At 70.1% G+C, this 22,831-nt stretch carries 22 protein-coding genes; 15 read left to right on the forward strand and 7 right to left on the reverse strand.

Going from position 1 to position 22,831, the window contains the following annotated elements:
• Positions 1 to 209 precede the first annotated feature (209 nt).
• The 4 genes from PGH47_RS31775 (at position 210) to PGH47_RS31790 (ending at position 3,759) form a co-directional block, all read left to right on the forward strand.
• Entirely contained in the window at positions 210 to 863 is a 654-nt protein-coding gene (locus PGH47_RS31775) for a response regulator transcription factor (protein ID WP_007385219.1), read from the forward strand.
• A gap of 6 nt (positions 864 to 869) precedes the next feature.
• A complete protein-coding gene (locus PGH47_RS31780; RefSeq protein WP_030967357.1) occupies positions 870 to 2,120 on the forward strand; it encodes a sensor histidine kinase in 1,251 nt (416 codons plus the stop codon).
• A gap of 405 nt (positions 2,121 to 2,525) precedes the next feature.
• The gene (locus PGH47_RS31785; protein WP_005481602.1) at positions 2,526 to 2,822 is read left to right on the forward strand and encodes a DUF4193 domain-containing protein; all 297 of its coding nucleotides are present in this window, start codon (positions 2,526 to 2,528) and stop codon (positions 2,820 to 2,822) included.
• A gap of 13 nt (positions 2,823 to 2,835) precedes the next feature.
• Positions 2,836 to 3,759, forward strand: coding sequence for a hypothetical protein (locus tag PGH47_RS31790; RefSeq protein ID WP_271666221.1), 924 nt, complete (start codon positions 2,836 to 2,838; stop codon positions 3,757 to 3,759).
• A 78-nt stretch (positions 3,760 to 3,837) separates the two neighbouring features.
• On the opposite strand, the gene PGH47_RS31795 is transcribed toward PGH47_RS31790, so the two are convergent.
• A complete protein-coding gene (locus PGH47_RS31795) occupies positions 3,838 to 4,299 on the reverse strand; it encodes a DUF3093 domain-containing protein (RefSeq protein ID WP_107907502.1) in 462 nt (153 codons plus the stop codon).
• A 58-nt stretch (positions 4,300 to 4,357) separates the two neighbouring features.
• On the opposite strand from PGH47_RS31795, the gene PGH47_RS31800 reads away from it, so the two are divergent.
• The 8 genes from PGH47_RS31800 (at position 4,358) to PGH47_RS31835 (ending at position 12,273) form a co-directional block, all read left to right on the forward strand.
• On the forward strand, positions 4,358 to 4,942 hold the full coding sequence (locus PGH47_RS31800) for a PaaI family thioesterase (protein WP_271666222.1): 585 nt from the start codon (positions 4,358 to 4,360) through the stop codon (positions 4,940 to 4,942).
• Positions 4,939 to 5,490, forward strand: a complete 552-nt coding sequence (gene dut, locus PGH47_RS31805) for a dUTP diphosphatase (RefSeq protein WP_271666223.1) — start codon at positions 4,939 to 4,941, stop codon at positions 5,488 to 5,490. The genes PGH47_RS31800 and dut overlap by 4 nt, the downstream gene beginning before the upstream one ends.
• Before the next feature lies 1 nt (position 5,491).
• Positions 5,492 to 6,250, forward strand: a complete 759-nt coding sequence (locus PGH47_RS31810) for a DUF3710 domain-containing protein (RefSeq protein WP_030967362.1) — start codon at positions 5,492 to 5,494, stop codon at positions 6,248 to 6,250.
• A gap of 158 nt (positions 6,251 to 6,408) precedes the next feature.
• Entirely contained in the window at positions 6,409 to 7,623 is a 1,215-nt protein-coding gene (locus tag PGH47_RS31815) for an alginate lyase family protein (protein ID WP_271666224.1), read from the forward strand.
• A gap of 135 nt (positions 7,624 to 7,758) precedes the next feature.
• Complete coding sequence (locus PGH47_RS31820; protein WP_271666225.1) at positions 7,759 to 10,365, forward strand: sensor histidine kinase; 2,607 nt, start codon at positions 7,759 to 7,761, stop codon at positions 10,363 to 10,365.
• Entirely contained in the window at positions 10,362 to 11,045 is a 684-nt protein-coding gene (locus PGH47_RS31825; protein ID WP_271666226.1) for a response regulator, read from the forward strand. The genes PGH47_RS31820 and PGH47_RS31825 overlap by 4 nt, the downstream gene beginning before the upstream one ends.
• A 94-nt stretch (positions 11,046 to 11,139) precedes the next feature.
• Positions 11,140 to 11,538 carry an OB-fold nucleic acid binding domain-containing protein gene (locus PGH47_RS31830; RefSeq protein ID WP_125525889.1) on the forward strand — a complete coding sequence of 133 codons (399 nt, stop codon included), beginning with the start codon at positions 11,140 to 11,142 and terminating at the stop codon, positions 11,536 to 11,538.
• A gap of 3 nt (positions 11,539 to 11,541) precedes the next feature.
• Positions 11,542 to 12,273 (forward strand): DUF3159 domain-containing protein, encoded by a 732-nt coding sequence (locus PGH47_RS31835; protein ID WP_030953575.1) that lies wholly within the window; start codon positions 11,542 to 11,544, stop codon positions 12,271 to 12,273.
• Positions 12,274 to 12,417: 144 nt separating this feature from the next.
• On the opposite strand, the gene PGH47_RS31840 is transcribed toward PGH47_RS31835, so the two are convergent.
• Positions 12,418 to 13,095, reverse strand: coding sequence for a potassium channel family protein (locus tag PGH47_RS31840; RefSeq protein WP_107907508.1), 678 nt, complete (start codon positions 13,093 to 13,095; stop codon positions 12,418 to 12,420).
• Positions 13,095 to 13,766, reverse strand: a complete 672-nt coding sequence (locus PGH47_RS31845) for a potassium channel family protein (protein ID WP_030953572.1) — start codon at positions 13,764 to 13,766, stop codon at positions 13,095 to 13,097. Before PGH47_RS31845 ends, PGH47_RS31840 begins: the two co-directional genes overlap by 1 nt.
• A 496-nt stretch (positions 13,767 to 14,262) precedes the next feature.
• Between PGH47_RS31845 and PGH47_RS31850 the strand changes: the two genes are divergently transcribed.
• On the forward strand, positions 14,263 to 16,311 hold the full coding sequence (locus PGH47_RS31850) for an APC family permease (protein WP_271666227.1): 2,049 nt from the start codon (positions 14,263 to 14,265) through the stop codon (positions 16,309 to 16,311).
• A gap of 98 nt (positions 16,312 to 16,409) precedes the next feature.
• Entirely contained in the window at positions 16,410 to 17,729 is a 1,320-nt protein-coding gene (locus PGH47_RS31855) for a class I SAM-dependent RNA methyltransferase (RefSeq protein WP_093747538.1), read from the forward strand.
• 71 nt (positions 17,730 to 17,800) lie between these two features.
• On the opposite strand, the gene PGH47_RS31860 is transcribed toward PGH47_RS31855, so the two are convergent.
• The 4 genes from PGH47_RS31860 to PGH47_RS31875 form a co-directional block, all read right to left on the reverse strand.
• On the reverse strand, positions 17,801 to 18,457 hold the full coding sequence (locus PGH47_RS31860) for a fasciclin domain-containing protein (protein WP_271666228.1): 657 nt from the start codon (positions 18,455 to 18,457) through the stop codon (positions 17,801 to 17,803).
• Positions 18,458 to 18,527: 70 nt separating this feature from the next.
• Positions 18,528 to 20,141, reverse strand: a complete 1,614-nt coding sequence (locus PGH47_RS31865) for a sulfite oxidase (RefSeq protein ID WP_443048584.1) — start codon at positions 20,139 to 20,141, stop codon at positions 18,528 to 18,530.
• Between the two features lie 111 nt (positions 20,142 to 20,252).
• A complete protein-coding gene (locus PGH47_RS31870; RefSeq protein ID WP_271666229.1) occupies positions 20,253 to 21,005 on the reverse strand; it encodes an anti-sigma factor in 753 nt (250 codons plus the stop codon).
• Complete coding sequence (locus tag PGH47_RS31875) at positions 21,002 to 21,586, reverse strand: sigma-70 family RNA polymerase sigma factor (protein ID WP_271666230.1); 585 nt, start codon at positions 21,584 to 21,586, stop codon at positions 21,002 to 21,004. Before PGH47_RS31875 ends, PGH47_RS31870 begins: the two co-directional genes overlap by 4 nt.
• A gap of 330 nt (positions 21,587 to 21,916) precedes the next feature.
• Between PGH47_RS31875 and PGH47_RS31880 the strand changes: the two genes are divergently transcribed.
• On the forward strand, positions 21,917 to 22,828 hold the full coding sequence (locus PGH47_RS31880; RefSeq protein WP_271666231.1) for a squalene/phytoene synthase family protein: 912 nt from the start codon (positions 21,917 to 21,919) through the stop codon (positions 22,826 to 22,828).
• Positions 22,829 to 22,831 lie beyond the last annotated feature (3 nt).

A 22,831-nucleotide genomic window follows, 5' to 3' on the forward strand; every position in this document is an offset into this window, starting at 1 on the left:
CCTCCCCGCGGTCCCTCCCACGGAAACCTCAACCGGAAGAGAAAATCTCGCATTCCCGGGCCTCACACCCGTCCTGCATGCTCCGCTCACCCGTCTTACCGCCGACTTATGGCCGAAAAGGGCAGGATGGAGGCCAGGAGACCCGACAAAGACCCCTGCCCACGTGCGGCACAACCGCTACGCGGGTGGACACAGGAAGGACAAGCGACGTGCGCGTACTCGTCGTCGAGGACGAGCAGCTGCTCGCCGATGCGGTGGCCACCGGACTGCGCCGGGAGGCCATGGCCGTCGACGTCGTGTACGACGGTGCGGCCGCCCTGGAGCGCATCGGCGTCAACGACTACGACGTGGTCGTCCTCGACCGCGACCTCCCGCTCGTGCACGGCGACGACGTCTGCCGCAAGATCGTCGAACTCGGCATGCCCACCCGCGTGCTGATGCTCACGGCCTCCGGCGATGTCAGCGACCGGGTCGAGGGGCTGGAGATCGGCGCCGACGACTACCTTCCCAAGCCCTTCGCCTTCAGCGAGCTGACGGCACGCGTGCGTGCCCTCGGCCGCCGCACCAGCGTGCCGCTGCCGCCCGTCCTGGAGCGGGCCGGCATCAAGCTGGACCCCAACCGCCGCGAGGTGTTCCGCGACGGCAAGGAGGTGCAGCTCGCGCCGAAGGAGTTCGCCGTGCTGGAGGTGCTGATGCGCAGCGAGGGCGCGGTCGTCTCCGCCGAGCAGCTCCTGGAGAAGGCGTGGGACGAGAACACCGACCCGTTCACGAACGTGGTGCGGGTGACCGTCATGACGCTGCGCCGCAAGCTGGGCGAGCCGCCGGTCATCGTGACCGTCCCGGGTTCCGGCTACCGGATCTGATCCGCCATGGCCGCCACTCCCGCGCCTCCCCAGGCGCCCCCGAAGCCCACCTGGGACCCCCGCAGGTCGGAGCCGCCCTTCCCGTGGCTGCGCCCGACGATCCGGATAAGGCTCACGCTGCTGTACGGCGGGATGTTCCTGATCGCGGGCATCCTGCTGCTGTCGATCATCTACCTGCTGGCCGCGCAGGCCATCAACACCGGCAACGAACCGCTGTTCAAGATCGTGGGCGGCGCGGAGCTCAAGGTCACCAGCGACAACTGCCCGGCGATCAACAACGCCTCGAACCTCACCTACCCGCAGTTCAACGACGCGGTGAGCGCCTGTATCGACGATCAGCGCCGGGTCGCCCTCGACGATCTGCTCAGCCGGTCGCTGCTGGCCCTGCTCGGCCTCGCGATCATCGCCTTCGCCTTCGGCTACGCCATGGCCGGCCGTGTCCTGTCGCCGCTGGGCCGCATCACCCGCACCGCCCGCGCGGTGGCCGGCTCGGACCTGTCCCGCCGGATCGAGCTGGACGGCCCGGACGACGAGCTGAAGGAGCTGGCCGACACCTTCGACGACATGCTGGAACGATTGCAACGGGCCTTCACCGCCCAGCAGCGCTTCGTCGGCAACGCCTCGCACGAGCTGCGCACCCCGCTGGCGATCAACCGCACGCTGCTCGAGGTGCACCTCTCCGACCCGAACGCACCGGTGGAGCTCCAGCAGCTCGGCAAGACGCTGCTGGCCACCAACGAGCGCAGTGAGCAGCTCGTGGAGGGCCTTCTGCTGCTCGCCCGCAGCGACAACCAGATCGTCGAGCGCAAGCCGGTCGACCTCGCCGAGGTCGCCGAGCAGGCCGTCGACCAGGTGCACGCCGAGGCGGAGGCCAAGGGGGTGGTGATCCGCGGCGAGCAGAAGACCGCGGTGGTCCAGGGCAACGGCGTCCTGCTGGAGCGCATCGCCCTGAACCTGGTGCAGAACGCCGTGCGGTACAACGTCCCGGAGGACGGCTGGGTCGAGGTCACCACCGAGGTCCAGCACGGACAGGCGGTCCTGGTCGTCTCCAACACCGGGCCGGTGGTCCCGGCGTACGAGATCGACAACCTCTTCGAGCCGTTCAGGCGGCTCAGGACGGAGCGCACGGGCAGTGACAAGGGTGTGGGCCTCGGCCTCTCCATCGTGCGGTCGGTGGTGCGGGCCCATGGCGGCCACATCTCGGCCCAGCCGCGTGAAGGAGGCGGGCTTGTGATGCGAGTGACCCTGTCGGTCTGAGACCATGTGCGCCGACACACGCCGCTGGCACGGGGATGTTCGCTTTGCGCGGAATTTTCTGGGCGCTCGGTGAGCGGAACCGTGTGTGATCGATCACAAGGGCGAATTTCAGGCCATCTACTCTCCGTGATCATGTGACCTGTCGGAAAGCCGGGAAAATCCGGGTTTTCGGGGGTCTTGATCACGGGAAGTACAGGGTGAGACGCCTTTGAACTGCGGCATTAGGACCGTGTACGGTCCCGTTCGCCATCCAAGTCGATCACTCTTGAGGAGTCCGGTTGGGTGTCGATTGAGTAACAGACCTTGATGTGAGGCAAAATCTCCGCCTCGGGTCGGGCACAAGTCCGGCCTCTCACGCGTTACGTGCGCTGGAGACACCGCAGACACCCAGAGGGGGAGAGCGACATGGCAACGGATTACGACACCCCACGCAAGACCGACGACGACGTCGACTCGGACAGCCTTGAAGAGCTGAAGGCACGGCGGAACGACAAGTCGACGTCCGCTGTGGACGTGGACGAGTTCGAGGCCGCCGAGGGCCTGGAACTGCCCGGCGCGGACCTCTCGAACGAGGAGCTGGCCGTCCGGGTGCTGCCGAAGCAGCAGGACGAGTTCACATGCATGAGCTGCTTCCTGGTGCACCACCGCAGCCAGCTGGCCCGGGAGAAGAACGGTCAGCCGATCTGCCGCGACTGCGACTGAGGCCGGGTCGGGCATGACTGGCTCGACCCCTCCTCGGAAGCGCCGCTTCCTCAGGCGGGGAGCGGACCAAGGGCCGTCCGACGGCCCGTACGGCGCGCGTGACGACGAGCGGGGCTCATCCGGTACGGGAGCCTCGCTCGAACCGCTGTCCGGGGCTGACCTCCCGGCGGCGGCCGAGATTCCCGCGCCCGTCGCCCGGCGGCGGGTCGCGGTCATCCGGGAAAGGGCCAGGGAAGGCGTCCGTAAGGGCGGTAGCCGGGCCAGAGCGGCCCTCGGGTACCTGGCCGACCGGATCATCGAGAACGCCCCGCGTATCCCCGTACGTGACCTCGCGGCGCTGCGGCGCCAGTTCCCGGGCCTCGGGCCCGAGCAGCTCGCCGACAAGCTCGTGGCGGGTGCCGCCAACGCGAGCTCGACGGTCGGGGCAGGCGTGGGCGCGGCGGCGATGCTGCCGGTGCCGCCCGCGATGCCGACCGAGCTGGCCGCCGAGATCACCGGTGTGGCCGCGATCGAGCTGAAGCTGATCGCCGAACTGCACGAGGTGTACGGCGTACGCCCGCCCGGCGGTCTCAAGGAACGCAGCACCGCGTATCTCTCCTCGTGGTCCGAGGAACGCGGCATCGACCCGATGAAGCCCACGACGATCAACGTCGCGCTCGGCGGACAGATGAAGCGCGAACTGCGTCAACAGATCATGAAGCGCATGGTGCGCAATCTGCCGAACCTGATGCCCTTCATGGTCGGCGCCGCTGTGGGCGCGGTCATGAACCGCCGGGACACGAAAAAGCTCGCGGCGCGGATCCGGAACGACCTGCGGAAGGTGCAGGTGCCGTGGGAGGAGTTGCCCGAACTGCCGCCGCTGGAGCGCCCGGCGAAGCCGCTGCCGATGGGTGACGACGCACGCGCCCAGTGGCGCAAGGACCTCGGGAACGGCTGACCGGCCGGCGCCGCGGACAAGTTTTTACGACGGGCAGGGGAAATCTTGACCGGGCCGGTGACGGCCCGATCTGGTGTGCTAGGCCGCGGCCTTGGCCGCGGCGATCGCCTCCGCCAGACGCTCCGGCTCACGCGTCGACAGGTACAGGTACGGCGTCGGGTCCTCGGGGTCGACGACCTCCACGCGCAGCGCCGTCGGGATGTAGGCGCGCAGCAGCAGGAAGGCCCTGGTGTCGGCCTTGTGGGTGCGCCAGGCCCGCGCCTCCTCCGAGTCCATGACATGCGCCTCGCCCAGCGCCCGCACCGGAAGCTTCGCCTCGCCCGCGATCAGGGAGTCGCCCACCACGCGGATGCGGATGGAGCCGTACGAACTCGCCACGACCGCCGCCGCGGCGGTGCCGCCCGCCAGGCCCGCGAGCATGGGGAGCGTGCCGAACGGCAGAAGGATCAGGGCCAGCGAGAGCCCGACCAGGAACGAGATCAGCCACCAGGACCGGGGGGCGGTGAGGCGTTCTTCGTACGGGGCGGCGGAAAGCTGCATGGAAACAAGCTTGGCACGGTGTCCGACAGGTTCCGACGCGCGGGTAAGGTCTGCGGCTGTGAGAGGTACTTCAGCAGCTCTTCAGCCGCCGGCCGACGCCGTGAAACCGGTACGGCACCCGGACGCGCCCGCGCCCGGGGAACTCCTCGGCGCGCACTACGGCGAGTGTTTCGGCTGTGGCGGCGAGCAGCCCCACGGGCTGCACCTGGAGGCGCGGGCCGGGGACGGTGTGAGCATCACCGCCGAGTTCACCGTGCAGGCCGCCCACCAGGGTGCGCCCGGGCTCGCGCACGGCGGCGTCCTCGCCACCGCCCTCGACGAGACCCTCGGCTCGCTGAACTGGCTGCTGCGGACCATCGCCGTGACCGGGCGGCTGGAGACCGACTTCGTGCGGCCGGTGCCGGTCGGCACGGTGCTGCATCTGGAGGCCGAGGTGACGGCGGTCGCGGGCCGCAAGATCTACTCCACCGCCACCGGGCGGATCGGCGGGCCCGACGGGCCCGTCGCGGTGCGCGCGGACGCCCTCTTCATCGAGGTGAAGGTCGACCACTTCATCGACAACGGCCGCCCGGAGGAGATCCGGGCCGCCATGAACGACCCGGACCAGGTGCGGCGGGCCCGCGCCTTCGAGGTGAACCCGTGAGCCGTGATCCCCTGAACGTGCTGATCCGGCGCCTCGATGCGGACGTACCGCTTCCGACGTACTCGCACCCCGGTGACGCGGGGGCCGATCTGCGGACGACCGAGAGCCGGGAACTGAAGCCCGGGGAGCGGGCCGTCCTGCCCACCGGGGTGTCGATCGCCCTCCCCGAGGGGTACGCGGCCTTCGTGCACCCGCGCTCAGGTCTCGCCGCCCGTCTCGGTGTCGCCCTCGTGAATGCCCCGGGGACGGTTGATGCCGGGTACCGTGGGGAGATCAAGGTGATCGTGGTGAATCTCGACCCGCACGAGCCCGTGCGGTTCGAGCGCTTCGACCGGATTGCCCAACTGGTTGTCCAGCAGGTCGAGAGGGTTCGCTTCCAGGAGGTCGCGGAGCTTCCCGACTCGGCAAGGGCCGAGGGGGGCTTCGGGTCCACCGGCGGCCATGCCGCGGTGGGCGCTACAAGCGATAAAAGCGGTCAGGCCGCCGAAGGCGGCACTACGGGTGGGAATCGATACGCTTCGGTCGTATCCGACCGGGAAGGACAGTGACGTGTTCGGACGTCGCAACAAGAAGGGTGCCGCCGAGGACGCGGCCGGCGAGCCCGAGCAGGTCGTCGACATCGACTCTGAGGCGGACGACGACGGCACGCGCGAGCGTGTGCGGCTCGAACCGGAACCGCGGCCCGACGGGCCCTGGGACAGCTCCGAGGTCCGTGACCCCGCCGAGGGCCGGGTGGACCTGGGCGGCATGTTCGTGCCGGGCGTCGACGGCATGGAACTGCGCGTGGAGGTCGCGGGCGACGCGATCGTCGCGGCGACGGTCGTGCTGCGCGACAGCGCCATCCAGCTCCAGGCATTCGCCGCCCCCAAGCGTGAGGGCATCTGGGGCGAGGTGCGCGAGGAGATCGGCTCCGGCATCACCCAGCAGGGTGGCATCATCGACGAGGTCGAGGGGCCGCTCGGCTGGGAGCTGCGGGCCCAGGTGCCGGTGCAACTGCCGGACGGCACGGGTGGTTTCCAGGTCGTGCGGTTCGTCGGTGTGGACGGTCCCCGCTGGTTCCTGCGCGGTGTGATCTCGGGCCAGGGCGCGGTGCAGCCGCAGGCGGCCGGCCTGCTGGAGCAGATCTTCCGGGACACGGTCGTGGTCCGCGGCGAGGGTCCGATGGCCCCGCGCGATCCGATCGTCCTGCAGCTGCCCAACGACGCCCAGATGGTTCCCGAGGGCGTGCAGCAGGAGGAGGCGGGATCCCGCTTCTCCGGTGGCATGGGCCAGCTCCAGCGCGGGCCGGAGATCACCGAGGTGCGCTGAGCACCGTAAGGACACAAGGGCCGTACCCCGTCCGGGGTGCGGCCCTTTCTCGTGCGTGAACCCTTGACGACTTATTGGTCTGTACCTATTGTCTGCGGCCATCGCGAGTGTTCAAAGGGACGCTCATTGTTCACGTACGAGAACGGATGGCCCCCCACATGTCACCTGCTCCCGCACGTCATCGCCGCAGATTCCGTCGCACCGCCCTGTTCGCGGCACTGACCACCGCGCTGGTGGCCACCCTGCTGCTGCGGCCGCAAGCAGAGCGTGCCGACGCGGCGCCGGCCACCTTCGCCCATCCCGGAGTCACCGTCTCCAAGTCCCAGCTGGACTTCGTGCGGACCAAGGTCAACGCCGGCGCCCAGCCCTGGAAGGGCGCCTTCGACCAGATGACGGCGAGCAAGTACGCCGACCTGAACCGCACCCCCAAGCCCCGCGCGGTCGTCGAGTGCGGCTCCTACTCGAACCCGAACTACGGATGCACCGACGAGCGCGAGGACGCGATAGCGGCCTACACCGACGCCCTCGCCTGGTACATCACCCGGGACGAGCGGTACGCGCGCAAGGCGATCGAGCTGATGGACGCCTGGTCCGCGGTGATCAAGGACCACACCAACAGCAACGCGCCGCTCCAGACCGGCTGGGCCGGCTCCTCCTGGCCCAAGGCCGCCGAGATCATCAAGCACACGTACACCGGGAGCTGGGCGAACTCCGGACGGTTCGCCACCATGCTCCGCAACGTCTACCAGCCCGAGATCATCAACGGCTCCAACTCCAACGGCAACTGGGAGCTGTCGATGATGGAGGCCGCCGTCGGCATCTCCGTCTTCCTGGAGGACAAGGCGTCGTACGACAAGGCCATGGCCAAGTTCCGCACCCGTACCGCCGCCTACGTCTACCTGGCCTCCGACGGCGATCTGCCCAAGACCGTGCCGAGCCAGAACCTCGACACCCGCGAGAAGATCGTCAACTACTGGCAGAAGCAGTCCACCTTCGTCACCGGCCTCACCCAGGAGACCTGCCGCGACTTCACCCACACCGGGTACGGCATCTCCGCGATCTCGCACATCGCCGAGACCAGCCGGATCCAGGGCCAGGACCTGTACGGCACCGACGTCGGCGAGCGGCTGCGTCAGGCACTCGGGTTCCAGGCGAAGTACCAGCTGGGTACGGCCGCCCCGAGCTGGCTGTGCGGCGGCTCCCTGAAGCTGGGCCTCGGGCCGATCACCGAGGTGGGCTACAACGCCCTGCACAACCGCCTCGGCATCGCGATGAGCAACACCCAGACGCTCACCGAGCGCGGCCGCCCGGCCGGCAGCAACAACCTGTTCGTGGCGTGGGAGACCCTCACCCACGGCGACAACCCCAGCTGAGGCGGGGACCCGCGGCGAGGGCGTCAGAGTTGCGTCAAAGACGCCCCCGTCGCGGCACCCGGCCCCATTTGTCTCGATTGTTGGCCGTAAGGTCGACGCTGCGTAGGCAGCTATGACCGGAACACAATGGGGACCATGGGACGCGGCAGGCTTCGGATCTACCTCGGTGCGGCACCGGGCGTCGGCAAGACGTACGCGATGCTCTCCGAGGCGCACCGGCGTGTGGAGCGGGGCACCGACTGCGTGGTCGCGTTCGTGGAGCACCACGACCGGCCGCGCACCGAGGTGATGCTGCACGGCCTGGAGCAGATCAGGCGCCGGCAGCTGGAGTACCGGGGGAGCGCCTTCACCGAGATGGACGTGGACGCCGTCCTCGCCCGGCGCCCGCAGGTCGCCCTCGTCGACGAACTCGCGCACACCAACATCCCCGGCTCCCGCAACGCCAAGCGCTGGCAGGACGTCGAGGAACTCCTCGCGGCCGGCATCGACGTCATATCGACCGTCAACATCCAGCACCTGGAGTCCCTCGGCGACGTGGTGGAGTCGATCACCGGCGTGCGGCAGCAGGAGACGGTGCCGGACGAGGTGGTGCGCCGGGCGGACCAGATCGAGCTTGTCGACATGTCACCCCAGGCGCTGCGCCGTCGTATGGCGCACGGCAACATCTACCAGCCGGACAAGGTCGACGCGGCCCTGTCGAACTACTTCCGTCCCGGCAACCTGACCGCCCTGCGGGAGCTGGCGCTGCTGTGGGTGGCGGACCGGGTCGACGAGTACCTCAAGCAGTACCGCAGCGATCACCGGGTGTCGCGGATCTGGGGTTCCAGGGAGCGCATCGTGGTCGGGCTGACCGGCGGCCCGGAGGGCCGCACCCTGATCCGCCGGGCCGCGCGGCTGGCGGAGAAGGGCGCCGGCGGTGAGGTGCTCGCCGTCTACATCGCCCGCAGCGACGGGCTGACGTCCGCCTCGCCCAAGGAACTCGCCCTCCAGCGCACCCTCGTCGAGGACCTCGGCGGCACCTTCCACCACGTGGTCGGCGACGACATCCCGGCGGCGCTGCTGGCCTTCGCACGCGGGGCGAACGCCACCCAGATAGTGCTCGGCTCCTCACGCCGCAAGAGCTGGCAGTACGTCTTCGGACCGGGCGTGGGCGTCACGGTGGCCCGGGAGTCGGGCCCCGACCTCGACGTGCACATCGTCACGCACGAGGAAGCCGCCAAGGGGCGCGGACTGCCCGTGGCCCGCGGGGCGCGCCTCGGCCGGCCCAGGATCCTCGCGGGCTGGCTCGTCGGCGTCGGCGGACCGGTACTGCTCACGCTGCTGCTGACCCATGTCGACGCCGACCTCGGGCTCGCGAACGACATGCTGCTCTTCCTGACCCTGACGGTGGCGGCGGCCCTCCTCGGCGGGCTCTACCCGGCGCTCGCCTCGGCCGCGGTCTGCTCACTGCTGCTGAACTGGTTCTTCACCCCGCCCCTGCGCCGCATCACGATCGCCGACCCGAAGAACCTGCTCGCGCTGGTGATCTTCGTCTTCGTGGCGGTGGCCGTCGCCTCCGTGGTCGACCTCGCGGCCCGCCGCACCCACCAGGCGGCCCGGCTGCGCGCCGAGTCCGAGATCCTGTCCTTCCTCGCCGGCAACGTGCTGCGCGGCGAGACCGGTCTGACGGAGCTGCTGGAGCGGGTCCGCGAGACCTTCGGCATGGACTCGGCGGCGCTGCTGGAACGGGAGAGCGACGTCGATCCGTGGACCTGCGCGGGCCGGGTGGGCGCGGGAGCGGCACCGGTACGGCCCGAGGACGCGGACGTGGACGTGCCGGTCGGCGACCACATGGCGCTCGCGCTGACCGGCCGGGTGCTGCCCGCCGAGGACCGCCGCGTCCTCGCCGCCTTCGCCGCCCAGGCCGCGGTCGTACTCGACCGCCAGCGCCTCCAGCGCGAGGCCGACCAGGCCAAGGAACTGGCCGAGGGCAACCGCATCCGCACGGCGCTGCTGGCCGCCGTCAGCCACGACCTGCGCACGCCCCTCGCGGGCATCAAGGCGGCCGTCTCCTCCCTGCGCTCCGACGACGTCGCATGGTCCGAGGAGGACGAGGCCGAACTGCTCGAAGGTATCGAGGAGGGCGCCGACCGGCTCGACCACCTCGTCGGGAACCTGCTCGACATGTCCCGCCTCCAGACCGGCACCGTCACCCCGCTGATCAGGGAGATCGACCTCGACGAGGTGGTGCCGATGGCGCTGGGCGGGGTGCCGGAGGGCGGCGTCGACCTGGACGTGCCGGAGACGCTGCCGATGGTCGCCGTGGACCCCGGGCTGCTGGAGCGGTCGGTGGCCAACCTGGTCGAGAACGCCGTCAAGTACAGCCCGGACGACAGCAGGGTCCTGGTGTCCGCCAGCGCCATCGCCGACCGGGTCGAGGTCCGGGTGGTCGACCGCGGGCCCGGCGTCCCGGACGAGGCCAAGGAACGCATCTTCGCCCCCTTCCAGCGCTACGGCGACGCCCCGCGCGGCGCCGGAGTCGGGCTCGGCCTCGCCGTCGCCCGCGGCTTCGCCGAGGCCATGGGCGGCACCCTCAACGCCGAGGACACACCAGGCGGCGGCCTCACCATGGTGCTCACGCTCGGGGCGGCGGGCGCGCGGCCCGGGGAACCGCCCGGCCCCGGAGAGCCCTCTCACGGCACGGGGCACCCCCGCCCCGACGAGCCCCTTCACTCCGTACGACCCGAAAGGCAGACCACATGACCCGGGTGCTGGTGATCGACGACGAGCCGCAGATCGTGCGCGCCCTCGTGATCAACCTCAAGGCCCGCAAGTACGAGGTCGACGCCGCCCACGACGGGGCCACCGCCCTCGAACTCGCCGCCACCCGCCACCCCGACGTGGTCGTCCTCGACCTCGGTCTGCCCGACATGGACGGCGTCGAGGTGATCCGCGGGCTGCGCGGCTGGACCCGGGTGCCGATCCTGGTGCTGTCCGCCCGGCACTCCTCCGACGAGAAGGTCGAGGCCCTCGACGCGGGCGCCGACGACTACGTCACCAAGCCCTTCGGCATGGACGAGCTGCTGGCCCGGCTGCGGGCCGCCGTCCGCCGGGCCGAGCCCACCGGGGGCGGCGAGGACGACGTGATGGTGGAGACCGAGGAGTTCACCGTCGACCTCGCCGCGAAGAAGGTCAACCGCAGCGGGAAGGACGTACGGCTCACCCCCACCGAGTGGCATCTGCTGGAGGTGCTGGTGCGCAACACGGGGCGGCTGGTGAGCCAGAGACAGCTGCTCCAGGAGGTGTGGGGGCCGTCGTACGGGACGGAGACGAACTACCTGCGGGTGTACATGGCCCAGCTGCGCCGAAAGCTGGAGGCGGACCCCTCGCACCCCAAGCACTTCATCACGGAGCCCGGCATGGGGTACCGCTTCGAGAAGTGAGTCGCGGGCCTCTTCCGCAGGTCGGAGCGGGGCGGGTTCGGGCCGTGGCACCAGGGGTACGTAGGTGTCGGCGCACCCCGGTAGGCTTCAAGACATGAGTGCTGTTCCTCGTTCGGAAAAGTCGGTGGGCCGGTTCCGGCGCATGCTCGACCGGCTCTCCTCGTCGCAGGAGGACCTGGAGTCCGAGGAGCTGCGCGAGGACGCCGAGACCGCCGGCTGCACCAGGATCGGTGACTGCCGTGACCGACAGATAGTGACGGTTACTGGTACCTTGCGCACGGTCACGCTGCGGCCGCGTGCGGGAGTCCCGGCCCTGGAGGCCGAGCTGTTCGACGGCTCCGCCGCCCTGGACGTGGTGTGGCTCGGCAGACGCTCCATAGTGGGCATAGAGCCCGGGCGCCGGCTGATCGCATCCGGCCGGATCTCCATGAGCCGGGGGCGCCGTGTGCTGTTCAACCCGAAATACGAACTGAGACCCCTCGGACGGGAGTAGCCGGTGACGTCGCTCGACAAGCCGACCGAAGACACCACCGCAGACGCCGAGCACGACTCCCGGGCGGTGACCGAGGCCGCGCTGTTCGAGGCTTTCGGCGGCATGCGCGGCATGATCGAGACGGTCCTGCCCGGCCTGCTCTTCGTCACCATCTACACGATCAACAAGGACCTGCACATGTCGGCCATCGCGGCCCTCGCGGTGTCCTTGGTCCTCGTGGTCGTGCGTCTGGTGATGCGGGACACCATCAAGCACGCCTTCAGCGGCGTCTTCGGCGTCGCCTTCGGTGTCGTGTTCGCGATGATGACCGGCAACGCCAAGGACTTCTACCTGCCCGGCATGCTCTACACGCTGGGGCTGGCGCTCGCGTACATCATCACGACCCTGTGCGGTGTGCCGCTGATCGGCCTGATCCTCGGCCCGGTGTTCAAGGAGAACCTCTCCTGGCGCACCCGCAACCCCGGCCGCAAGAAGGCGTACGCCAAGGCCAGTTATGCCTGGGGCCTGATCCTGCTCGCCAAGTGCGCGATCCTCTTCCCGCTGTACTGGTGGGCCGACACGACCCAGCTGGGCTGGGTGCTGGTCGCCCTGAAGATCCCGCCGTTCCTGCTGGCCGTGTGGCTGACCTGGGTGTTCCTGGCGAAGGCGCCGGCCCCGATCGACGTGTTCGCGGAGATGGAGGCGGCGGAGAAGGCCGAGGCAGAGCGGAAGGCTGCCGCCGGCCGGGCCGAGTAGGTTCCGGGTCACCGCTGCCGGGGCTGCCGCCCCCGGACCCCAGCTTCGGCCTGAACGGCCTCGTCCTCGAACGCCGGACGGGCTGGTACCGAAAGGGCGCCCCGAGATTCCGGGGCGCCCTTCCTGTCGTGTCGCGCGCAGCGGCTAGCTCGTCGTGTCCTCGCGGCGGACCGACAGCAGGTCCTCCAGCTGCTCCTCGCGGGCCTGGGCGGCCACGAAGAGGAGCTCGTCGCCGGCCTCCAGGGAGTCCTCGCGGGACGGGGTGAGGACGCGGGTGCCGCGGATGATCGTCACCAGGGACGTGTCCTGCGGCCACTCCACGTCGCCGACCTGGGTGCCGGCCAGCGCCGACTCCTCCGGAAGGGTCAGCTCGACGAGGTTCGCGTCGCCGTGGCTGAAGCGGAGGAGACGGACCAGGTCGCCGACGCTCACCGCCTCCTCGACCAGGGCGGACATCAGACGCGGCGTGGACACGGCCACATCCACGCCCCACGACTCGTTGAAGAGCCACTCGTTCTTCGGGTTGTTCACCCGGGCGACGACGCGCGGAACGCCGTACTCCGTCTTCGCCAGCAGGGACACGACCAGGTTGACCTTGTCGTCACCCGTGGCCGCGATCACCACGTTGCAGCGCTGGAGCGCCGCCTCGTCGAGCGACGTGATCTCGCAGGCGTCGGCCAGCAGCCACTCCGCCTGCGGGACCCGCTCGACCGAGATCGCGGTCGGCGCCTTGTCGATCAGCAGGATCTCGTGGCCGTTCTCCAGCAGCTCGCCCGCGATCGAGCGGCCCACCGCGCCGGCACCGGCAATGGCGACCCTCATCAGTGACCGCCCTCCTCTTCGGGACCCTTGGCGAACGCCGCCTCGACCTTGTCGACCTCGTCGGTGCGCATCATCACGTGCACCAGGTCGCCCTCCTGCAGCACCGTTTGCGAGGTGGGCAGGATCGCCTCGCCGAGGCGGGTCAGGAACGCCACGCGGACGCCCGTCTCCTCCTGGAGCCGGCTGATCTTGTGGCCCACCCACTCCGCGGAGGCGTGCACCTCGGCGAGCTGGACGCCGCCGGTGGGATCACGCCACAGCGGCTCGGCGCCCGAGGGCAGCAGGCGGCGCAGCATCTGGTCCGCCGTCCAGCGGACCGTGGCCACGGTGGGGATGCCCAGGCGCTGGTAGACCTCGGCGCGGCGGGGGTCGTAGATCCGCGCCGCGACGTTCTCCACGCCGAACATCTCGCGGGCCACCCGGGCGGAGATGATGTTGGAGTTGTCGCCGCTGGAGACGGCGGCGAAGGCGCCCGCCTCCTCGATGCCGGCCTCGCGCAGGGTGTCCTGGTCGAAGCCGACGCCGGTGACGCGGCGGCCGCCGAACCCGGGGCCCAGCCGGCGGAAGGCGGTGGGGTCCTGGTCGATCACAGCGACCGTGTGCCCTTGTTGCTCCAGGGTCTGGGCCAGAGCGGAACCCACCCTTCCGCAACCCATGATGACGATGTGCACGGCGCTTACCCCGCACTCCTCGTGAGGCGTCTGACTTGCGTGAACGTGGTGCTCATAACCTTCTCTCGGTTCGCCGGGCAACGGGCGCGGGCCGGTCGCGGACCGCTGGGCAACATCATGCCGGGCAATGGCCTGAATGATCCCTCGCGGTACGGATCGTGGACGCGCGCGTGCCTCAGTCCCACCGTAACCGTCCCCTCCGACAGGCCCACCGGGGCGTCCGCCGGTGCCCTCAGCGGCGGTTGAAGCTGCGGAGGCTGGCCAGTGCCAGGACGCCGAGTCCGGCGAGCGAGACGAGAGCTCCGACGAGCTGAGCGGTCGTCTGCGACATGGGGTCTCCCGGATGTGATGAGCGTACCGACGCAGGTCATGGAGGCACGCGGACGTCTTCCGGCTCCGTGCCCGGCGCGTTGCGGGCCCGGAATTCACCCCCGCGCCGTGCGCGATTTCACCCGGATGTGCTCCGCCCCAGGCAGGGGGCCTACGATTCTCTGTTGTGTCCAAACTGACCGACGTGCCCAAGCGGATTCTGATCGGGCGCGCACTGCGCAGTGATCGGCTGGCGGAAACGCTCCTGCCGAAGCGCATCGCGCTGCCCGTCTTCGCCTCCGACCCGCTGTCCTCCGTGGCGTACGCGCCCGGAGAAGTGCTGCTGGTCCTCTCCATCGCGGGCGTGTCGGCCTACCACTTCAGCCCCTGGATCGCGCTCGCGGTCGTCGTGCTGATGTTCACCGTGGTGGCCTCCTACCGGCAGAACGTGCACGCCTACCCGAGCGGTGGCGGCGACTACGAGGTGGCGACCACCAACCTCGGCCCCAAGGCGGGCCTGACGGTGGCCAGCGCGCTCCTGGTCGACTACGTCCTGACCGTCGCCGTGTCCATCTCCTCGGGCATCGAGAACCTGGGCTCCGCGGTCCCGTTCGTCGTCGAGCACAAGGTCGAGTGCGCGGCCGCGGTGATCCTGCTGCTCACGGTGATGAACCTGCGCGGCGTGCGGGAGTCCGGCAGCCTCTTCGCGATCCCGACGTACGTCTTCGTCGCGGGCGTCTTCATCATGATCGCCTGGGGCGCGTTCCGCGGGCTGGTCCTGGACGACACCATGCGGGCACCCACGGCGTCGTACGAGATCAAACCCGAGCACGAGGGCCTCGCCGGCTTCGCGATGGTCTTCCTGCTGCTGCGCGCGTTCTCCTCCGGCTGTGCCGCGCTCACCGGCGTCGAGGCGATCTCCAACGGCGTCCCGGCCTTCCGCAAGCCCAAGTCGAAGAACGCCGCGACCACGCTGGCGATGATGGGCCTGCTGGCCGTCACCATGTTCTGCGGCATCATCGGGCTCGCCATGGCCACCAAGGTCCGCATGGCCGAGAACCCGGCCGTCGACCTGGTCAAGGACGGTGTCGCGGTCGGCACCGGCTACGTCCAGAACCCCGTGATCACCCAGGTCGCCGAGGCCGTCTTCGGCAAGGGCAGCTTCTTCTTCATCGTGCTCGCCGCGGCCACCGCGCTGGTGCTGTTCCTCGCGGCCAACACCGCCTACAACGGCTTCCCGGTGCTCGGCTCGATCCTCGCCCAGGACCGCTATCTGCCGCGCCAGCTGCACACCCGCGGCGACCGGCTCGCCTTCTCCAACGGCATCGTGCTGCTGGCCGGTGCGGCCGTGCTGCTGGTGTGGATCTACGGCGCCGACTCCACACGCCTGATCCAGCTGTACATCGTCGGCGTGTTCGTGTCCTTCACGCTCAGCCAGATCGGCATGGTCCGGCACTGGAACCGCCTGCTGGCCACGGAGAAGGACATGGCCCAGCGCCGCCACATGGTCCGCTCCCGCGCGATCAACACCTTCGGCGCCTTCTTCACCGGGCTCGTCCTGGTGGTCGTCCTGGTCACCAAGTTCACGCACGGCGCCTGGGTCGCCCTGCTCGGCATGGTGATCTTCTACGTGACGATGACGGCGATCCGCCGTCACTACGACCACGTCTCCGAGGAGCTCTCCGCACCCGAGGGCCCCAGCGACGACAGCGTCCGGCCGTCCCGGGTGCACTCCGTCGTGCTGGTCTCCAAGATCCACCGGCCCGCGCTGCGCGCCCTCGCCTACGCCAAGCTGCTGCGTTCGGACACCCTGGAGGCGCTCAGCGTCAACGTCGACCCGGCGGAGACCAAGGCGCTGCGCGAGGAGTGGGAGCGGCGCGGCATCGACGTACCGCTGAAGGTCCTCGACTCGCCCTACCGCGAGATCACGCGGCCCATCATCGAGTACGTGAAGGGGCTGCGGAAGGAGTCGCCGCGCGACGCGGTGTCCGTGATCATCCCCGAGTACGTCGTCGGCCACTGGTACGAGCACCTGCTGCACAACCAGAGCGCGCTGCGGCTGAAGGGCCGGCTGCTGTTCACGCCGGGCATCATGGTCACCTCGGTGCCCTACCAGCTCCAGTCCTCCGAGGCCGCGAAGGTCCGCGCCCGCAAGCGCGGGGAGTGGAACGCGCCGGGTGCCGTGCGACGGGGTCCGGCGCAGGAGCGGGCCAAGGAGACCGAAGCCCGGAAATGACGGGGGCCGGGAGCACGTAGACTGGTGGGCTGTTGTCAGGCCCTCAGGAGTCCTCTGGAGAGGGCCGTGCCCCCCTCTCGATCTGGAGTCACCCCACCATGCAGGCAGAAGAGAAGAAGTCGCTGGTGGGGGAGGAGTACGAGGTCGAGATCGGCCCCGTCGCCCACGGTGGGCACTGCATCGCCCGTACCGACGCCGGCCAGGTGCTGTTCGTCCGGCACACACTGCCCGGCGAGCGGGTCGTGGCCCGGGTGACCGAGGGCGAGGAGGGCGACCGCTTCCTGCGCGCCGACGCCGTCGAGATCCTCACGGCCTCCAAGGACCGCGTCGAGGCTCCTTGCCCCTACGCCGGACCCGGCCGCTGCGGCGGCTGCGACTGGCAGCACGCGAAGCCGGGGGCGCAGCGGCGGCTGAAGGGCGAGGTCGTCGCCGAGCAGCTGCAGCGGCTCGCGGGCCTGACGCCCGAGGACGTCGGCTGGGACGGCACGGTGATGCCGGCCGAGGGCGACAAGCTGCCCGCCGGGCAGGTCCCGCAGTGGCGCACGCGCGTGCAGTACGCCGTCGACGCCGACGGTCACGCCGGACTGCGCCGGCACCGCTCGCACGAGGTGGAGCCGGTCGACCACTGCATGATCGCCGCCGAGGGCGTCAGCGAGCTGGGCATCGAGAAGCGGGACTGGACGGGCATGGCCTCGGTGGAGGCCATCGCGGCGACGGGTTCGCAGGACCGCCAGGTGATCCTGACGCCGCGGCCCGGCGCGCGGCTGCCGATCGTCGAGCTGGACAAGCCGGTCTCCGTGATGCGGGTCGGCGAGAAGGACGGCGGCACGCACCGCGTCCACGGCCGTCCCTTCGTCCGCGAGCGCGCCGACGGCCGTACCCACCGGGTCGGCAGCGGCGGCTTCTGGCAGGTCCACCCGAAGGCCGCGGACACCCTGGTGACGGCGGTCATGCAGGGCCTGCTGCCGCGCAAGGGCGAGATGGCGCTGGACCTGTACTGCGGCGTCGGCCTCTTCGCGGGTGCTCTTGCCGACCGCCTCGGCGACAAGGGCGCGGTCCTCGGCATCGAGTCCGGCAAGCGCGCGGTGGAGGACGCCCGGCACAATCTGGCCGACTTCGAGCGCGTCCGCATCGAGCAGGGCAAGGTCGAGTCGGTCCTGCCGCGCACGGGCATCTCCGAGGTCGACCTGATCGTCCTGGACCCGCCGCGAGCGGGAGCGGGCCGCAAGACGGTCGAGCACCTCGCTTCGCTGGGCGCGCGGAGGATCGCCTACGTGGCGTGTGATCCGGCGGCGCTGGCGCGGGACTTGGGGTACTTCCGGGACGGGGGGTATCGGGTGCGGACTCTGCGGGCCTTCGATCTGTTTCCGATGACTCATCACGTGGAGTGCGTGGCGATTCTGGAGCCGGCGAAGTAGGGCTCCTGAGCTGCGGTTTCGGCGACCTGTGAGCGGCCGGGGCGTTGCCCCGGCCGCTCTTCCTCGTGGTGTCAGGCGGCCGGCATCAGGACCGTGTCGATGATGTAGACGTTCGCGTTGGCCGTCTTGACGTTGCCGCACACCACCTTCGCGGAGTCGTTGACGGTGTAGGACTCACCCGAGCCGGTCGTGGTCAGCTTCGACTTCTGCAGGGTCTCGTAGGAGCCCTTCTCAAGGTCCTTAGGCGTCAGCTTCTGGCCCACCACGTGGTAGGTGAGGATCTGCGTCAGCTGCTCCTTGTCGGCCAGGACCTTGTTCAGGGTTTCCTTCGGGATCTTCGCGAAGGCGTCGTCGGTCGGCGCGAACACCGTGATGTTCTGGGCGTTGTTGAGGGTGTCGACCAGACCCGCCTTCTTCACCGCTGTCACCAGCGTGGACAGGGCAGGGTTGTTGGACGCGGCAGTGGCCACCGGGTCCTTGGCCATGCCGTCGAACGAGCCGGCGCCGTCCTCGGGTACCGATGAACAGGCCGGTCCGAACGGCGCGTCGGCAGGGGTGGCGCTCGCGGAGTTGCCCATGCCCTCGGCGGCCGGCGTCGTCGCGGACGACTTTCCGGCAGAGCCCGACGAGGCGGAGTCGCTGCCGCTGCCGGAGCAGGCGCTCAGGGACAGAGGCAGAACGACCGCGGCGGTGACAGCGAGCGCGGCGCGGCGAATACGGGTGCTCATGGTGCTTCTCCTGTTGGTTGATGCAGCCGGAGCTGCGTTCACATCGGGGGTCGGGAAAGTGGCGTACGGGTCATTCGACGGTCACCACGACGGAGTGCTGTCCGCCGGCGCCGTCGGGGACGGTGCGGGTGCGCTTCTCGGTCTGGACCGTGCCGGTGCGGTCCGTGGCACGCACGGTGAGGGTGTGGCCGCCCTTGGCCGCCTGCCAGGCGAAGGACCACTGGCGCCAGGTGTCGCGCGAGTCCTCGGCGGCGAGCCGGGCCTCCTGCCAGCCGCCGTCGTCGACGCGGACCTCGACCCTGTCGATCCCTCGGTTCTGGGCCCAGGCGACTCCGGCGACCATGACGTTGCCGGCCCGGGGGCGGGCGAACGGCTTGGGGGTGTCGATCCGTGACTGTGTCTTGACGGGTGCCTCGCGCGCCCAGTCACGCTTGACCCAGTAGGCGTCGTAGGCGTCGAACGTGGTGAGTTCGATGTCCTCGATCCACTTGCAGGCCGAGACGTAGCCGTACAGACCGGGGACCACCATGCGGGCCGGGAAGCCATGCTCGAAGGGGAGCGGCCGGCCGTTCATGCCGAGGGCCAGCAGGGCGTCCCGGCCGTCCATGACGTCTTCCACGGGGCTGCCGATCGTCATGCCGTCGACCGAGCGGGAGACCAGCTGGTCGGCGGGTCCTCCCTCGGAGGGGGCCCTGACGCCGCACTCCGCGAGCAGGGGTGCGAGGGGTACGCCGATCCAGCGGGCGTTGCCCACGTAGGGGCCGCCGACCTCGTTCGAGACACAGGTGAGCGTGATGTCGCGCTCGATGAGATCGCGCCGCAGCAGGTCGTCGTAGGAGAGTGAGACCGCCTTGCCGACGCCCAGGCCATGGATGCGCAGCCGCCAGGCGGTGGCGTCCACCTTCGGAACGACCAGCGCGGTGTCCACTCGGTAGAAGCCGTCGGTCGGCGTGATGAAGGGGCCGACTCCCCGGATCCGCAGTCCGGCGCCTTTGGGTGTCGCGGGGGCGGGAGAGCCGGGGGCGGGCAGAACGACGTCCTCGCGTGAGGCGACGGCATCGCGGGCGGTCGAGCCGTTCAGACGCCGGCCGAGTGTGCCGGCGCCGGTGGAGGCGGCGGCCGCGGCGACCGCCGTGATCACGAAGCCCCGGCGGTCCCAGCCCGGTTCGTCGCCCGCCCCCGACTCGCCGGTCTCAGCGCCGGTTTCGGTGCGAGCGGCCGTCAGGCGGCTCACCAGAAGGAAAAGGGTGACCGCTCCGGCCGCCGCGCCCGCGAGGGAGGGGACGGCATCGGTGATGCCGGCCGAGTCCGGGCGGCTGGTCGCCGCGAGGCCGCCCACGACACCGAACAGCAGCACCCCTGCCGCGGCCGAACGGACGTGGCGCAGGGCGAGCAGACCCAATGCGAGTGCGAGCAGGGCGAGTACGGCGAGAATGCCGAGTTGCAGCATCAGTTTGTCGTCGGTCCCGAAATTGCGAATCGCCCAGTCCTTGACGGCTGGGGGTGTGCGGTCGATTGCCGCACTTCCGACCGCGACGACCGGACCTGCCTGAGGACGCGCCCATACGGAAACCAATTCGGCGACGGTGAGGGCCGTGCAGCCCGCGAGAACACCGCTGAACGCGGCCAGCGCGGGCCGCATCCAGCTGCGCGGATGGCGAAGTTTCTTTCCGTCGTCGATCACGTGGGGAATCCGGGCCTGAGGGCTCCGCGGATTGGTCGACGACTCGATTGAGGGATTCTTTTTTTCTGACCAATCCGTCCCCCGCTTCCGCAACGGATTACATCTAATGCGTCAGGCGGGGAGATTCATGAGGGCCAGTGGAGGGGAAGTGGGCTGACGCGAGCCGCCCGCGGGCTCAACGGTGATGCCCATACCGGACGCCCCGTCGACGGGACCCCGCAGCAACACGGTCTGATCACCGCGCTCGGGGTCCATCAGACCGGCGGAGCGCATTGCGGTGCCGTCGGCGAACCAGAGCTGATACACCTTCCCGCGCGTCGGCCGCTCCATCCCGGAGACGACGAACACGGCCCTGTCGAGGTCCTGCGAGACGACGACGGTGCCGGTGGCGCCATCGCCCAACGCGGCTGACCGGGCAGCGGCATCCGGCGCCGCCAGCACGGTGGCGATCTCGCCCGCGCCCTGCTCGGCCCGGCGGGCCTGCTCCAGAGCGTTCTCGGCGCGCTCGTGCTGCCACACCGCCGTGCCGCCGAGCGCGGCGACGGCCGCCATGCACACGGCCAGCGCCCAGCGCGAGATCAGCCCGGCCCGCGCCCCCGCCCGCTCCGGACGGGCAGCAGCCCCCGCGTCGGGCGGGTCCTGCCGGACGGCGTTGACGCGGCGCAGCACCTGCTCCCGCATCGCGGTGCGCGGCGTCATGGAGACGGCAAGTCCGAGGCGCGCGGCGGTGGCGCGCAGCTCGGTGGCCTCCCGCTCGCACGGCTCGCAGTCCGGCAGGTGGCGTTCGAAGGCTTCGCGCTCGTCGTCGGACAGGGCGTGCAGCGCGTAGGCGCCCGTCATCCAGTGCAGGTCGGCGGTGGTCATACGGCCACCCCCAGGCAGTCGCGCAGCCGGATGAGGCCGTCGCGCAGCCTTGTCTTGACCGTGCCCAGGGGAAGTGTCAGGGCTTCCGCCACCTGGCGGTAGGTCAGACCGCGGTAGTACGCCAGCGTGACGGCCTGGCGCTGGAGCTCGGTGAGTGTGCGCAGGCAGCGGCGGACCTGCTCGCGCTCGATGCGCGCCTCGACCTGTTCGCTGACCTCGTCGTACTCGGGCATGTGGTTCATGACGGCGGCTCGGTGGTCCCGGGCCGCCGTGGCCTCGACCGAGCGCACGCGGTCGATGGCCCGGCGGTGTGCGAGCGTGAGGATCCAGTTGATGGCGGTGCCTCGGTCGGGGCGGTATCGGGGGGCCGTGCGCCACACCTCCACAAGGACCTCCTGGGCCACCTCCTCCGACTGCGCCTGGTCGCGCAGGACGGCGCGGACGACACCGAGGACGGGGCTGACCACAAGGTCGTAGACCGAGGCGAACGCCTCCTCGTCGCCGAGAGCGACGCGACCCACCAGCTCCTGCAGATCCGGGTCCACGGATGGATTTCTGCCGATCTGGACTGCTTCTCGCACGTGGGCCCTCCGTCATCGCCGCGCCTGGGACATCTCCGGACGTAATCCGATCCTGCGCATGCCCCGGATTGGTCCCTACGGGGAGGAAGCTTCAGGTGGTACCGGCCAGCGACGGGGGAAGGGCTCCTGAACCGGGACCAGGGGCCCGGCGTGGTCAAGCTCAACGGTCTGTACGCATGCGTCGTACGACGACTCACGACGAATCCAGATCACCTCGTCGCGATCACTGAGCCGGCGGCAAAGGATTTTGAACTGCGGCTTCGGCAGCGCGCGTTCGGTGCGATGTGCGGAGATCCGGGCGATATCTTGGCGGTGACGGGGGAGGGGTTCGTGGCGGGTTGGGAGCGGCGGCTGGTGGCTGCCGGGGTGCGGGGGCGTGGGCTGCGGGACGACTACTCGGTCGCCGGCCGGGTCTTCGCTCGCCGGATCCTGGCGCACTACGCCGTGGTGCGACTGCTGGTGGCTCCGGCGTTGCAGCCCCATCTGATCGCCGCCTACGCCTTCCTCGCCCGCACCGACGACCTCGCCGACCAAGGCCCCCTGCACGAGCGTCTGCCGCGCTGGAGGGCCTGGGCCGAGCAGGTCGCCTCCGGGCTTGACTCCGGGCGCGCTCAGGATCCGGTGCTGCGGGCCTTCCTGCACACCGTGTCCGTGCGGCAGTTGCCGCACCACTGGGTGCACACATATCTCAAGGCCACTGACGAGGAACTGCACTTCACCGGGCACGCCACCGAAGCCGACTTCCAGCGCTACGTGGACAACCTCGCCCTGCCGGCCCTGATGCTGATCGAGGACCTCCAGCACGAGGGCGGCGGTGACGCGGTCTTCCGGTCCCGGTGCCGGTCGTTCGCCGAAGGTCTGCAGCGTCTGGACTTCCTCGCCGACCTCACCGAGGACCTGGGCGAAGGACGCCTGTACCTGCCGCAGGAGGACCTCGACCGCTTCGGCGTCACCCGCGCCGCCCTGGAACAGGGGCAAGACACCGTGGCGGTGGGGGAGCTGGTCGCCTTCACCTGCCGCAGGACCAGGCAGGCCCTCACGGATTCACAGGCCCTGCTCGACTCCACCGCGCCGAGTTTCCAGCCGTTGCAGCGGGCTCTGCTGGAGCTGGCCGCGCATCAACTGTCCCGTGTCGAGCACGCCGGTGCCTCCGTCACCCGGCGCACCGTCGGATACGGCCTCCGCAAGCCCCTCTCCGTCCTGCTCCGCGAGCGGCGGATCATCAGGGCCGGCACATCGTGAGCG

It is taken from the genome of Streptomyces sp. HUAS 31 (assembly GCF_028198125.1).
Taxonomy (GTDB): Bacteria; Actinomycetota; Actinomycetes; order Streptomycetales; family Streptomycetaceae; genus Streptomyces; species Streptomyces chartreusis.

Coding starts and splice junctions, on each gene's coding strand:
- PGH47_RS31780 (WP_030967357.1), top strand. CDS start 870: ATGGCCGCCACTCCCGCGCCTCCCCAGGCGCCCCCGAAGCCCACCTGG.
- PGH47_RS31785 (WP_005481602.1), top strand. CDS start 2,526: ATGGCAACGGATTACGACACCCCACGCAAGACCGACGACGACGTCGAC.
- PGH47_RS31790 (WP_271666221.1), top strand. CDS start 2,836: ATGACTGGCTCGACCCCTCCTCGGAAGCGCCGCTTCCTCAGGCGGGGA.
- PGH47_RS31795 (WP_107907502.1), bottom strand. CDS start 4,299: ATGCAGCTTTCCGCCGCCCCGTACGAAGAACGCCTCACCGCCCCCCGG.
- PGH47_RS31815 (WP_271666224.1), top strand. CDS start 6,409: ATGTCACCTGCTCCCGCACGTCATCGCCGCAGATTCCGTCGCACCGCC.
- PGH47_RS31820 (WP_271666225.1), top strand. CDS start 7,759: ATGGGACGCGGCAGGCTTCGGATCTACCTCGGTGCGGCACCGGGCGTC.
- PGH47_RS31825 (WP_271666226.1), top strand. CDS start 10,362: ATGACCCGGGTGCTGGTGATCGACGACGAGCCGCAGATCGTGCGCGCC.
- PGH47_RS31830 (WP_125525889.1), top strand. CDS start 11,140: ATGAGTGCTGTTCCTCGTTCGGAAAAGTCGGTGGGCCGGTTCCGGCGC.
- PGH47_RS31840 (WP_107907508.1), bottom strand. CDS start 13,095: ATGAGGGTCGCCATTGCCGGTGCCGGCGCGGTGGGCCGCTCGATCGCG.
- PGH47_RS31855 (WP_093747538.1), top strand. CDS start 16,410: ATGCAGGCAGAAGAGAAGAAGTCGCTGGTGGGGGAGGAGTACGAGGTC.
- PGH47_RS31860 (WP_271666228.1), bottom strand. CDS start 18,457: ATGAGCACCCGTATTCGCCGCGCCGCGCTCGCTGTCACCGCCGCGGTC.
- PGH47_RS31870 (WP_271666229.1), bottom strand. CDS start 21,005: ATGACCACCGCCGACCTGCACTGGATGACGGGCGCCTACGCGCTGCAC.